This is a genomic window from Mesorhizobium silamurunense, assembly GCF_014843825.1.
In the GTDB taxonomy this organism is placed as follows: Bacteria; Pseudomonadota; Alphaproteobacteria; order Rhizobiales; family Rhizobiaceae; genus Mesorhizobium; species Mesorhizobium silamurunense.
Map to the genome: position 1 here is coordinate 20,208 of NZ_JHQR01000203.1, position 12,326 is coordinate 32,533.

The following is a 12,326-nucleotide window of genomic DNA, read 5'->3' on the forward strand; positions in this document are numbered from 1 at the left end:
TTGCCTCCGTCAGCCGGTCAGTTGCCGGCCATCAGCGCGGACCACTTTTCCTGCGCCAGCGGGAAGTTCTCGACCCAGAACTTGATGTTCTGCTTGTAGCCCTGTTTCTGGCGCTCGGGCGTGTTGGTCAGGAAAGCGGCGACGGAAGCGTCGACCTTGGGCTGCGCGTCGTTGTTGATCGGCGTGTAGGAGGTCTGCTGCGCCAGGATCTCCTGCGACTGCTTACCGAGATAGGCGTTGAGCAACGCATAGGCGGCATCCGTATCCTTGACGCCGACGGGAATCGTCATCTGGTCCATCACCACCAGCCAGTCCTGCCAGGCGGGCGCGTATTTGGCGCCGTTCTTGACCGCCGTCATGGCGCGGCCGGTCCACATCATCAGCATGTCCGCTTCGCCGGACTCGGCGAGCTGCTGCGATTCAGCGCCCGTCTTCCAGTAGATCGTGTCGGGGCCGAGCTTGCGGATCACGTCGATGGCCTTGTCGATGTCGCCGGCCGTCATCGCCTTCGGATCGCCGCCAGCCGCCTTGAAGGCTTGTTCGAGCAGGCCGCCGGTCGGATCGCCGGAGCCGTCGAGGCCGCGCACACCCGGGAACTTTTCAATGTCGAAGAAGTCGGCCCAGCTCTTGGGCGGGTTATCCTTGTACTTCTCCTTGTTGTACATCAGCACGACGCCGTAGTTCATCGCCGGCACCGAGCATTCGCCGACCTGGCCTTCGGGAATTTTCGAGACGTCGAGCTTGGAGAGATCGAGCTTCTGGAACAGCTTGCCGCAATAGACGTAGGGCGGCAGGTCGGCGGTATCGACGACGTCCCAGGTGACATTGCCGGATTCGACCTGGGCCTGCAGCTTGGCGATCTCGGTCGGGCCGTCATTGAGCAGCTTGACGCCGGACTTGTCGACGAATTCCTTCAGCGCCGCCGCCTGGCCGTCCTGGTAGATGCCGCCATAGGAGACGAAGGTCAGGGTCTTGCCCTTGAGCGAACCGTCCTTGACCTCGCCCGCCACAGGCTTGTCCTGCGCGAAGGCGGCGGTTGTCAGAACACCAAGCGCCAGCACGGCGCCAAGACCTGCGAATTTCGACTTCAACATAACTGTAACTCTCCCATTGAGGCCCGCGTTTAGATCGGACTACCTGGCCGCGAGCGGTTTCCAGGGCTTGTATTGATCGAGCTCGGCGCGCGCCGAGGTCGGCGGCGCGATGATCCACATCACCTCGGCCCGGCCGCTGCCGATGTTCTCGCTGCGATGCGGTGTCGATGTCGCGTATTCGATACTGTCGCCCTCTTCGAGGACATGGCGTGCGTCGCCGAGTGAGACCTCGACGACGCCGCGAAGGACGACGAGCATCTCGTGCGCGTCGCCATGCGTGTAGAGCGCGGAGCCGGTCGAGCCGCCGATGTCGAACTCGCCGACATAGACCTCCATGTCGCTCAACGGCGGACGTGACAGCAGCATCTTGCGGCAACCGTCGCTGGGCGGAAGGCTTGGCCGTTCGCTGCGCCGGAGCACGCCATGGTTCTGCGTCGTGCTTTCCTCGAACAGCATAGCGACGCTCACGCCCAGCGCCGAGGCCATCTGGTTGAGCGAGGCGGTGCTGGCGCCGGTCAGCCCGCGCTCGAGCTGGCTGATGAAGCTGGCGCTTGTCCCGGTCGCCTCCGCGAGGTCGCGCAACGACAGCCTGCGGGCGAGGCGAAGGCTCTTGAGCCGCATGCCCAGCACCCGCTGGGCATGGGTCGCGGCCGAGCCGGCACCGTTTGCCGCCGGAGCCTGGCTGTCATCCGAAGCCTTGGGCATCCCGTGTTCCTCCACTTAACACTTTGTACAGTACCACTGTACAGATGGCAAGCGGCAAGAATCCAGGCGTTGGCCATTCCCCGATCGCCGACCAGCGGAACCGGTTCAATGGAAGTTGTATCCGCCCAAAAGTTCGGGTCAGCCCTCGCCGGCGAGATCGCGCCGCGCCTTGTCCAACTCCTCGGCATAACGCCGCATCAGGTGGCTTTCGGTGAGCAGGCCGAGAACGGTGCGGTCGTCGAAATCCTCCACGACGGCCAGTTCTTCGGCGCCGGCACGCTGGAAGGTCTCGGCGGCGGACTGGACGTTCATCGACGGCACCAGCACCGCGTCCTTGAACTGCGCGAGCGCCCTGACCGGCGTCTCTCCGTCTGACAGATCGCTGTGCAACTCGGCGACAAGCAGCACGCCGACATAATGCTGGCCCTCTTCGACGGCGATGACGCGCTGCGCCGAGCCGAGCGGGATTTCCTTGCGGAACTCGGCCAGTGTCGTCGAGGCGTCGATGGTGCGGACGTCCTTGCGCATCATCGAGCCGACGTTGAGGCTGCGCATCCAGCCGACATCGTGGGCGCTGCGGATCGTCTCGCCGCGCAGATGGAAGCGCCAGGTCGAGAAGGAGTAGCCGAAGGTCTCGCGCACCAGGATCGCCGACATGATCGATGCCGCCAGCACCACGCCGGTGAGCGTCAGGTCGCGGGTGGATTCCAGCGCCAGGAAAGTCATGGTCAGCGGACCGCCGACGACACCGACGGCAAGCGAGGTCATGCCGACGACGGCGGCAACCGCCGGATCGATGCCTGTCGATGGCGCGGTCAGCGCCATGACGCCGGCAAAGACCTTGCCGAGCAGTGCGCCCAGGAACAGCGAGGCAAAGAACAGGCCGCCGCGGAAACCGGAGCCGAGCGAGATCGCCGAGGCGGCGAGCTTCAGCACGAAAACGCTGGCCACCACGGGAAGCGCGTAGTTCATGGCGAACTCGCGATGCAGTGCGCCATGCCCGCTGGAAAGCACCTGCGGCGTGACCAGCCCGAGCAGCCCGACAACGATGCCGCCGAGGAAGGGCCTGGCCGAAGCGTCGATCGCCAGCCGCACAAAGACGCGCTCGACAATGCTCACCAGATGCATGATCGCGATGGACGCCGCCCCACCGAGGAGTCCCAGCAGGAGAAACGGCACGTACTCGCTTGCGGTCAGCGTCGGCAGGCCGGAAAGTTCCAGCGGAAACGGCACCCCGCCGAACACTTCCGCCGTCAGCGAGGCCGCGATCGCCGCCGTCATGACCGGCGCGACATTAGCCACCGAGTAGATGCCGATGACCAGCTCGAAGCCGTAGAAGGCGCCGGTCAGCGGCGCGTCGAAGGCGGCAGCGATGGCGCCGGCGGCGCCGCAGCCGACCAGGATGCGGATATCGTTGCGGCGTAGCCGGAAGGCGCGCGCCAGCCGCGAGGCGATGCCGGAACCGATCTGCGTGTAGCCGGCTTCCAGACCGACCGAGGCGCCGAAGCCGCTGGAGATCATGGTCTGGACGACGATGATGAACGTATCGGTGAGCGACATGCGCCCGCCGTAGAGCGCATTGGCTTCGATCGGGTCGACCGGCGTTCTGAACTTCCGCCTTCTTAGCCAGATCACCGAAAGGCCGAGCAGCAGGCCGCCGATTGCCGGAAACATCGCCTGCACCGGATTGGCCAGCGAGAACATCGCGGAAAGCCGCCCGCCCGGCTGCACGTCGAAGAGCAGGAAGTGCATGCCTTGCACAAGCGCGCTCATGCCGGTGACCAGCGCGCCCGCGATCATGCCGACCACACCCGCCATCAGCACGATGACGATGCCGCGCGCCTCGAGCACGGGGATCGAATTGATCAGCACCGCCCGAAGCCGGCGGGCGTAGACTTGCGGTTCGTTTCTGGCAGGCAACAGAGCGGCTCGCCGGTATGCGGAGGATGGATGCTGCCGTGCCTGATACGCCCGGCGGCAATGCGTGGCAACCGCAATGCCGACCGCATGTGGCGCCATTTTGGCGCTTCGCCGATTAGCGAAGATCAGGCTGCTCGTCAGTCGCCGCGAAGGCCGGAAAAGCTCATCGGTCGAAGATGGTCAGCGGCCCGCAGTCGTCTTCCGCGACGAAGATCGCCAACAGCTTCGGCCGGCTCCGTTGCGCTCGCACTCTCCGCGAAGAGATGCACCGTGCCCGGCGGCTCGAACCAGGTCGTCCCTTGCCGAACGTGCCGGCCGGTCCGCCCTCGAGCTGCGGGCGCAGCCTGCCCTTGAGCACGAAGGCCGTGACCGAGCCGGGATGCCGATGTCTCGGCGTATAGGCATTCGGCGGAAACCCGACGAGCGCCGTGGCGATCGAATGCCCCGGAACGTTCGGCAGTTTTTCGCAGGACAGCGGCTTGACCGTGGTGGCGGGGCGCGCCGCCGCCCCTTCTCCCTGCGCCCGCCCCCATCATATGGTTATGCGCACCCAGCCCATCGGCGGCGATGCTTGCCCTGTTGCCTTGGGCAATCGCCGCGCCGAGCAGGGCCGAGCCAATCGCGGCAACGCCGAGCAGGGCAAGATTTCGGACAGAAGCAGCTTCAATCATGGCGGCGCTCCTGTTTCACACAGCCAGCCGGAAGTCCGCGCGCCAGCCGAGCTCGCTGACAACCTTGTCGGTCGTGATATGGCTGTTCGGCTCCGCGACATTGAAGGCACCTGGCGCACCGCGCTCGGCGGCGAGCAGCGCCGCATAAGCGGCGGCATCGACATGCAGCGCCGGATCGGCAGCGGTCTCCGCTCCGGTGCCGGGCCCATAGAGGTGCCCATAGCGCAGCACGATGCCGGTCATGGGCGAGGCTTCGAGAACTTGCCGTTCGAGCGCGATCACGCCGCCGACGCTGATGCCGCGGCCGCCCTCTGCGCCGCCGTCGAGCGGATCGGTTTCGGCATGCGGCTCAGGTCCGGGCGCATAGGCCCAGGCGATGCTTTGCGCGATCAATCGGCGCGCACCGCCTGACTTCGCGGCCTCGACCAGGTTTCGGGTTCCCTCATCGCGGATACGCGCGTTCCCGGCGATCGCTTCGGCCATTTTTCCGGGATCGAGCCCGGCCGGCAGGTCGGTGAGTTGGTGGATGACGATCTCGGGCTTCGCCGACGCGACCGCCGCGCGCAGACCGCTGGCATCGAACACGTCGACCACCACCGGATCGGCGCCGAGCGCGCGAAGCTCCTCGGCCTTCGCGGCCCGACGCGTCGTCGCCGTCACCCGATGGCCGGCGTCCAGCAGTTGCGGGATCAGGCGGCGGCCAATCGCGCCAGAACCACCGGCAAGAAAGATTCGATAGCCCATCGTCTTCCGCTCCATCCTGCGATAATATCAGAGTTCGAACAAAATATAAGAGCTCTGATATCATGCGCAAGCAGGAAATGCCGCCCGCAATTCCCGCTGCCGGCGAAGGCAAGCGCGGCGAGGAAGGCTATCTCGGCTACCTGCTGCGACAGGCGGCCGGTGCTTACAGGCTGCGGGTCGAGCGCGCGCTGGATGAATTCGGCGTCACGCAGCCGCAATTTGCGACGCTGACCATACTGTCGGCCTATCCCGGCATATCCAACGCCGACCTCGCCCGGCTCGCGGTGCTCACGCCGCAGACGGTGAGCGTAATCGTCGGCAATCTGGAAAGAGCAGGCTCCCTCGTCCGCAAGCCGCATGCGGTGCACGGGCGCATCCAGCACCTCGACCTCAGCGACAGCGGACGCGCCTTGCTGAAGAAATGCCGCGAACGAGTGCAGAAGCTTGAACGCGAACTCACCGCTGGACTTTCCGCCAACGAGGAGCGCGCCGTCCGCCGCTGGCTGGTCAGCGTCGCGATGGCGGGCGCGACTGGTTAGGTCGCAGTGCCCTCGCCCGCTTCATAAAGTGTGAGCTTCCGATCCCCGATGCCGAGCTCTGCCCAGCTTGCGCGCCATTCGGCGATGTGGCCCGACCTGAAGTGTGCGTCGAGCGCCGCGCGGTCCGTCCAGGCTTCCGAAACATGGATCGAGCAGGGATCGAGAACATCCTGCGCATAGGAATACTCAAGGCAGCCGGGTTCGGCGCGGCTGGCCGAGATCATCCGCTCCATCGCCGGCCTGGCGTCGGCCAGCCTCTCGGGCGGTACCCGAATCGTGCCGATGATCAGGAGCATGCTCTTGTCCTCGCGATATCCCGGCGACCTTTGCCGCCCTTCCACGTCGCGCCGTCATCCGGACCCGGCAGTAGCCCTTCTCCCACCCTCGCGCAAGCTTGGCCGGTTACGGTCGGGGGCCTGCCTTTGCGCTGGGCAAGTCTGGATTCGAGGACGACATGGCGATCAGCGAAACAATCCCGTCCGGCGTGGTGGCCAAGAATGGCCGCGACGTCTTCTTCGCGCTCGGCATCGTCGTCATCCTGGCGGTGCTGTTTCTGCCGATCCCAGCCTTTCTCATCGATATCGGCCTTGCCTTCTCGATCGCGCTCTCGGTGCTGATCCTGATGGTCGCGCTGTGGATCCAGCGGCCCCTGGATTTCTCCTCCTTCCCGACCGTGCTGCTCATCGCCACCATGCTGCGGCTGTCGCTCAACATCGCCACCACGCGCATGATCCTCTCGCACGGCAATGAGGGCACGCATGCCGCCGGCTACGTCATCTCGGGCTTCTCGAAGCTGGTGATGTCGAGCGACTTCGTCATCGGCCTGATCGTGTTCATGATCCTGATCGTGGTGAACTTCATCGTCATCACCAAGGGCGCAACCCGCATCGCCGAAGTCGGCGCGCGCTTCACGCTCGACGCCATCCCCGGCAAGCAGATGTCGATCGACGCCGACCTGTCCGCCGGCATGATCGACGAGAAGACGGCGCAGCTCCGCCGCCGTGAGCTGGAGGAAGAATCCTCCTTCTTCGGCTCCATGGACGGCGCCTCGAAATTCGTGCGCGGCGATGCCATTGCCGGCCTGATTATCACCGCCATCAACATCGTCGGCGGCATCGCCATCGGCTATCTGCGCCACGGCATGGGCCTCGGCCAGGCGGCCGACGTCTTCATCAAGCTCTCGGTCGGCGACGGCCTCGTCACCCAGATCCCGGCGCTCATCGTCTCGCTCGCCGCCGGCATGCTCGTCTCCAAGGGCGGCACCCGCGGCTCCGCCAACCAGGCGGTGTTCGGCCAGCTCGGCGCCCATCCGCGCGCGCTCTATGTCGCCGCCTCGCTGCTGGTCATCCTCGGTCTGATGCCCGGCCTGCCGCTGTTTCCGTTCTTTGCTCTCGCCGGCGCCATGGCCGGCCTCGGCTACATCATCCCGCTGCGCCACAACCGCGAGCTGGCCGCCGCGGAGGCCTTGAAGAACCAGGAGAAGGCGAACAAGGCCGAAGAGGAAAAGAACTCGGTCAAGGCATCTTTAGCCACCGCCGAGATCGAGCTTCTGATCGGCAAGCAGCTCTCGACCCGGCTGCTGGTGGCGCACCAGGAACTGGTGTTCCGCATGTCGAAGATGCGCAAGAAATTCGCCCAGCAATACGGCTTCGTGGTGCCGGAGGTGCGCGTGGCCGACGACTTCGCCATCCCGCCGAAGAGCTATCAGATCAAGGTCCACGGCACCGTCGTCGCCGAATATCAGATGCGCGTCGGTGAGGTCATGGTGCTGCTCGGCACGCGCGGCGTGCCCGATATCCCCGGCGAGGAGATTCGCGAGCCGGCCTTCGGCATGCGCGCCTATTCGGTGCTCGAGACTTTCGCCGAAGACCTGAAGCGCGAGAACTACACCTTCGCCGACAACATGTCGGTGCTGCTCACCCACCTCTCCGAGGTCATCCGCAACAATCTGCCGCAACTTCTGTCCTACAAGGACATGAAGGCGCTGCTCGAGCGGCTGGACCCCGAATACCGCAAGCTCGCCGACGAGATCTGCACCTCGCACATCTCTTATCCGGGCCTGCAGGCGGTGCTGAAGCTCCTGCTTGCCGAGCGCGTTTCGATCCGCAACCTGCACCTGATCATCGAGGCCATCGCCGAGATCGCGCCGCATGTGCGCCGCACCGAGCAGATCGTCGAGCATGTCCGCATCCGCATGGCGCAGCAGATCTGCGGCGACCTCTCCGAGGGCGGCATGCTCAAGGTGCTGCGCCTCGGCAACCGCTGGGACCTCGCCTTCCATCAGAGCCTCAAGCGCGACGCCAAAGGCGAGGTGCGCGAGTTCGACATCGACCCGCGCCAGCTCGAGGAGTTCGGCCAGGACGCCACCAAGGCGATCCGCAAGCATCTCGAGGCCGGCGAGCGCTTCGTGCTCGTCACCGCGCCGGACGCCCGCCCCTATGTGCGCATGATCATCGAGAGGCTCTTCACCACGCTCCCTGTGTTCAGCCACGTCGAGATCGCCAAGGGCGTCGAGATCAAGGTGCTCGGAACGATCTCGTGAACGCGCTTTCGCAAGGCGTCGTCATCGCCGCCTTCCTTGCCTTCTGCCGCATCGGTGCCTGCTTCATGCTGATGCCCGGCCTGTCGAGCGCTCGCGTGCCGATCCAGGTCAGGCTGTTCGTGTCGGTCGCCGCCACCGGCGGCCTGCTCGCCTTTCTGTGGGATCGTATCTATCCTTTCGCCGACCCGCGCCCGCAGGTGCTGGCGCCGATGATCGTCTCCGAGCTTCTGGTCGGCGGGCTGATCGGCGCGATGACCAGGCTCTACATGGAAGCGCTGCGCTTCATGGGCTCGGCCATCGCCATGATGATCGGCTATGGCGGCTCGGGCGGGCCGGCAATCGAGGAGCCCGAGCCGCAGGCGGCGCTTGCCGCCATCATCTCGTTCTCGGCGCTGCTCCTGCTTTTCGTCTTCGACTTCGATCATGAGATCGTGCGCGCGCTGGTCGCTTCCTACACGGTCGCCCCGGTCAACGTGTTCTTCAACCCGCAAGCGGCGCTCGTCGACGTCACCGACACGGTATCGGACGCCTTCTTCCTGGTGATACGCCTGGGCAGCCCCTTCGTCGCCTATGCAATCCTGGTTAATCTGACGATCGGCTTCGTCAACAAGCTGACGCCGCAGATCCCGGTCTATTTCATTTCGCTGCCCTTCGTCATCGCGGGCGGCCTGATCATCTTCTACTTCGCCATCGGCACCTTGCTGTCGCTGTTCGTCGACGGCTTTGTCGACCTCACGCTGGCGAGGTAGCTTGATGACCTCGCGCAAGGATCGCCTGAAGAAGCTGGTCAAGGTGCAGGAGCAATTGAAGTCGCTTCACGAAACCCGTCATGCCGGCTTCCTCTCTGCGGCCACGGCGGCGGAATCGGAAGCGAAGGAACTGATCGAGCACTTTGATATCGACAGCTCGCTGGCCGGCCTGTTCCCGGAACTCTACCATCGCCGCATCGCCAACGCGCTCGGTCGCCAGAAACAGAACCTTGAAAGCGCCCAGCGGGAAGCGGCGCTGATTGCCGCCGCGACCGCGCGCACCAACATGGTCGAGCGCGCCTATAAGGACGTCCGCCGGCGCGACGAGCGCGAACGCTCCGACCGTGAGCGGTTGGACCTCATCGCCCAAAAGCGGGGACATGAGTAGCGGCGCGTCTGCCGCGACTTGTACCTGGAGGCTTCAGGTGCCAGTCGCGGTCGTGCCGACCGGCTTGGCGGCCCCGATCCGCTCCCAGTGCCTGCCGTTCCCCTGCGCCTGCCGGGCGAAATAGCTGTAGGGGGTGCTGGACCAATCGCGGACCGAGTTGGTGAGGTTGTCGAGCACCAGGTCGCCCTCATTGGTGCGCACTGTCAGTACCGAGTGCCCATCGCCATGATAGCTTGCCACGGTCAACAGCAGCACCGGCCGCCATTCGATGGCGTCCGATAACGCCCACTCGCTCGATCTGGGCAGCATGAACAGCATCGGCATGGAGTCGGCCGCAGGCGGGAATCCTGCCTTCGATATCCCCGCGGCGGGTTATGGCCAGGGGATCTGGGACCATTGACGGCAACGTCGGCCGCCACGGTCGACATGCCACTCCCAGGCGGCGGGCTCGCCCGCCGCCTGGGATCGCACCGCAATCTGCATTCCGCCTCCCCGCAAGCCTGCCACAAGCTTGTTGCGTCATTGTGCAACTGACAAAACCTGGCAAAAAGGCAGTGCTTTCTTGGCGATTTCACCTCCCAGCGACATCGTGATGGACGTCGCCCGCGCAGCGGAGCCGGGCGATGTCGAGGCCGCGCGGGCAGCACTCGGGAGGCGCGCCGGCGGTACCGCGGGGCCTTTTTCGATTGACCAGACCGCCTCCGTCGACGCCGGCTCGGTACTTTCGCGCGCCACGGCGGACAAAGCCGAAGCGGCAAATCCGGCGAAAAAATTCCAGCGCTTCGAGGCGATGGTGCTGACGACCTTCATCCAGAACATGATGCCCAAGGACACCGAAGGCGTTTATGGCAAGGGGCTGGCCGGCGACATGTGGAAGTCACAGCTGGCTGAAAAGGTGGCCGATGTCATGGCCGCGCACGGCGGCATCGGCATCGCGAAATCAATGCTTGCCGACCACTATCTGGACGGCAAGCGCAAGGTGTCGGTCGGGCCTGTTGGGGGCGGACCGGAGAAAGCCGATATCGACCAGCAGACCCGGCTTTCGACCTCGATGATCGAGGAGCTTGAGCGCAAGGCTGCCCGGTCGATGACCGGCGACGACACAACCATAAAAACGGACATCAAGATCTAGGGACTTACATGGCCGACCAAACGGACCTTACCAATCTGCCCGCACGGACCATCGCCACGGAAATGCCGACCGCGCCTGCTCGGCCCGGCAACCTCGCCGCCATCATCGGCCGCATCGAGGAAGCGGTGGACGAGGAAACGGCTGGTATCCGCAGCGGAACCGGCTACGACCTCAAGGCCTCGAATGCCCGCAAAAGCCGCTATCTCTACGAACTGACCCGCGCGCTGAAGGGTGCCAACGAGATCGAGTTCCTCGAGCAGCATCGCGAGGGGTTGGCGCGGCTGCGCCAGAAGCTGGCGAAGAACGAAGCCGCTATCCTTGCTCATCTCAACGCCGTCAACGAGGTCGCCACGCTGCTGAAGAACGCCATCCAGCGTGCCGATGCCGACGGCACCTATTCGGCCGGCGAGTTCGGATACGCACGGGCTTGAATGGGATGACCACGGCGCAAGGAACGATCCGGTGATCAAGTTCATCGCCGCAGCGCTTTGGATCTGCGCCGTAACGCTCGGCGCGGTGTTCTATTCCTTCCAGGCGGCGGGCGAACGCGGCGTCGGCGAGCCGCCGAAGCCGATGCTGGGCGGTCTCGACTACGTCAAGACCGACATCATTTCGGTGCCGCTCATCCGCGAAGCCAAGATCGACGGCTACTTCCTGACCAAGCTCGTCTACACAGTGGAACCGGATCAGATAAAGAAGCTGTCGATCCCGGCGCCGGCGATCATCACCGACCAGGTCTATTCCTACCTCTATTCCAATCCGCAGATCGATTTCACCAAGAAGGAGACGATCGATCTCGATGCTTTCCGCAAGGCCATCCGCGAAACTGTCAACGCCCGCGTCGGCGTCGAACTGGTGCATGACGTGCTGATCGACCAGGTCAACTTCCTGTCCAAGGACGAAATCCGCGACAATGCGATCCGCCGCCGCAAGAATGCCGGCGAGACGGCCCAGGAAATGACCAAGGCCTTCAAGCAGCATTGATCGCGACGCGGTGTCTCCGCCGGGTCGGATGCCGCGCCCCCACCCATCCGCCAGCTGATGCGCCATGCCGCATGGTTACCACCATGCCGCATGGCTACCACGTTGACGTAAACGTCAACCCGAAGCTATATGCGCCGGTGGCTGTCGCGGCGCTCCAGCGCGACGCGGCGCCTCGCCCAGCGGCCAAGGCCGGTGCGGGTCAAACGCAACCAAACGAGGAGAACCGCCATGGGCGTTCAGGAGATTGCCGACAAGATCAAGTCGCGCGTGGCAAGCGCCGGCTTCGAGCACTCGGTCAAGTTCGACACCGGCAGCGACGGCGTCATCGTCATCGACGGCGCGACGGTCTCGACCGCCGATGCGCCGACCGATTGCACGATCAAGCTCTCGCTCGACGATCTCGACTCGCTGATCGCCGGCGACCTCAACCCGACCATGGCTTTCATGGCCGGCAAGCTGAAGGTCGAGGGCGACATGACGGTCGCCATGGCGCTAAGCCAGTTGCTCGGCTGATCGACATCAAAGACAGTCAACGAGCGATGCGGCGCCGCGTTTTGAGCGCGTGACGCCGCATCGGCGCTTCTTCGCCGGGTTCAGGCGATAAAATCCAGCGCCTTCACCTTGCGGCCGGCGGCCTTGATCGTGCCCTTGGCGCCGTCGAGCACACCCTCCGTCAGCTCCAGCGCCAGCAGCCGATGCCGTTCATAGGGGCCGGGCATGGCGAGCGAGCCCGTGCGGTCGGCCGAAAAGCCGAACCGCCCGTAATAGGGCGCATCGCCGACGAGCAGGATCGCGCCATGGCCAAGCCGCGCGGCCTCGGCAATTGCATGCCGCATCAGCGCCGAGCCGATGCCGCCG

The 12,326-nt window shown here is 64.9% G+C and carries 15 protein-coding genes and 1 pseudogene; 8 read left to right on the top strand and 8 right to left on the bottom strand.

From position 1 onward, the window contains the following. Positions 1 to 17: 17 nt before the first annotated feature. The 5 genes from DH10_RS22550 to DH10_RS22570 all read right to left on the bottom strand — a co-directional run bounded on the left by DH10_RS22550 (position 18) and on the right by DH10_RS22570 (position 5,134). Positions 18 to 1,094, bottom strand: coding sequence for an extracellular solute-binding protein (locus DH10_RS22550; protein WP_192385334.1), 1,077 nt, complete (start codon positions 1,092 to 1,094; stop codon positions 18 to 20). A gap of 39 nt (positions 1,095 to 1,133) precedes the next feature. Beyond that, complete coding sequence (locus tag DH10_RS22555; RefSeq protein ID WP_192252501.1) at positions 1,134 to 1,799, bottom strand: helix-turn-helix domain-containing protein; 666 nt, start codon at positions 1,797 to 1,799, stop codon at positions 1,134 to 1,136. Positions 1,800 to 1,937: 138 nt separating this feature from the next. Further along, complete coding sequence (locus DH10_RS22560; RefSeq protein WP_192385335.1) at positions 1,938 to 3,719, bottom strand: chloride channel protein; 1,782 nt, start codon at positions 3,717 to 3,719, stop codon at positions 1,938 to 1,940. Between the two features lie 137 nt (positions 3,720 to 3,856). Further along, on the bottom strand, positions 3,857 to 4,390 hold the full coding sequence (locus DH10_RS37140; protein WP_246506302.1) for a cupin domain-containing protein: 534 nt from the start codon (positions 4,388 to 4,390) through the stop codon (positions 3,857 to 3,859). Positions 4,391 to 4,405: 15 nt separating this feature from the next. Further along, on the bottom strand, positions 4,406 to 5,134 hold the full coding sequence (locus DH10_RS22570) for an NAD-dependent epimerase/dehydratase family protein (protein WP_192252495.1): 729 nt from the start codon (positions 5,132 to 5,134) through the stop codon (positions 4,406 to 4,408). 62 nt (positions 5,135 to 5,196) lie between these two features. Between DH10_RS22570 and DH10_RS22575 the strand changes: the two genes are divergently transcribed. Further along, a complete protein-coding gene (locus DH10_RS22575; RefSeq protein ID WP_192252493.1) occupies positions 5,197 to 5,673 on the top strand; it encodes a MarR family winged helix-turn-helix transcriptional regulator in 477 nt (158 codons plus the stop codon). On the opposite strand, the gene DH10_RS22580 is transcribed toward DH10_RS22575, so the two are convergent. Beyond that, the gene (locus DH10_RS22580) at positions 5,670 to 5,969 is read right to left on the bottom strand and encodes a putative quinol monooxygenase (RefSeq protein ID WP_192252490.1); all 300 of its coding nucleotides are present in this window, start codon (positions 5,967 to 5,969) and stop codon (positions 5,670 to 5,672) included. The genes DH10_RS22575 and DH10_RS22580 overlap by 4 nt on opposite strands. A 158-nt stretch (positions 5,970 to 6,127) precedes the next feature. On the opposite strand from DH10_RS22580, the gene flhA reads away from it, so the two are divergent. Genes flhA through DH10_RS22595 form a run of 3 tightly spaced genes read left to right on the top strand, consistent with a single transcriptional unit; the run spans position 6,128 to position 9,352 of the window. Beyond that, entirely contained in the window at positions 6,128 to 8,215 is a 2,088-nt protein-coding gene (flhA, locus tag DH10_RS22585) for a flagellar biosynthesis protein FlhA (RefSeq protein WP_192252486.1), read from the top strand. After that, on the top strand, positions 8,212 to 8,964 hold the full coding sequence (fliR, locus tag DH10_RS22590) for a flagellar biosynthetic protein FliR (RefSeq protein ID WP_192252483.1): 753 nt from the start codon (positions 8,212 to 8,214) through the stop codon (positions 8,962 to 8,964). The genes flhA and fliR overlap by 4 nt, the downstream gene beginning before the upstream one ends. Positions 8,965 to 8,968: 4 nt before the next feature. After that, entirely contained in the window at positions 8,969 to 9,352 is a 384-nt protein-coding gene (locus tag DH10_RS22595) for a hypothetical protein (protein ID WP_192385336.1), read from the top strand. 33 nt (positions 9,353 to 9,385) lie between these two features. Here the strand turns inward: DH10_RS22595 and DH10_RS22600 are convergent. Continuing rightward, positions 9,386 to 9,604 (bottom strand): annotated as a pseudogene (locus DH10_RS22600) (transglutaminase-like cysteine peptidase); the annotation flags it as partial. A gap of 310 nt (positions 9,605 to 9,914) precedes the next feature. Between DH10_RS22600 and DH10_RS22605 the strand changes: the two are divergent. The 4 genes from DH10_RS22605 to DH10_RS22620 all read left to right on the top strand — a co-directional run bounded on the left by DH10_RS22605 (position 9,915) and on the right by DH10_RS22620 (position 11,981). Then, positions 9,915 to 10,484 (top strand): rod-binding protein, encoded by a 570-nt coding sequence (locus DH10_RS22605; RefSeq protein WP_246506301.1) that lies wholly within the window; start codon positions 9,915 to 9,917, stop codon positions 10,482 to 10,484. An 8-nt stretch (positions 10,485 to 10,492) separates the two neighbouring features. Further along, a complete protein-coding gene (locus tag DH10_RS22610) occupies positions 10,493 to 10,915 on the top strand; it encodes a hypothetical protein (RefSeq protein WP_192252477.1) in 423 nt (140 codons plus the stop codon). Between the two features lie 31 nt (positions 10,916 to 10,946). Next, positions 10,947 to 11,468 carry a hypothetical protein gene (locus DH10_RS22615; RefSeq protein WP_192252475.1) on the top strand — a complete coding sequence of 174 codons (522 nt, stop codon included), beginning with the start codon at positions 10,947 to 10,949 and terminating at the stop codon, positions 11,466 to 11,468. Positions 11,469 to 11,696: 228 nt separating this feature from the next. Then, entirely contained in the window at positions 11,697 to 11,981 is a 285-nt protein-coding gene (locus DH10_RS22620) for an SCP2 sterol-binding domain-containing protein (RefSeq protein ID WP_126098072.1), read from the top strand. Positions 11,982 to 12,061: 80 nt separating this feature from the next. Here the strand turns inward: DH10_RS22620 and DH10_RS22625 are convergent. Continuing rightward, positions 12,062 to 12,326, bottom strand: a 265-nt coding sequence (locus DH10_RS22625) for a GNAT family N-acetyltransferase (RefSeq protein ID WP_192385337.1), incomplete at its 5' end; no start/stop codon positions are given.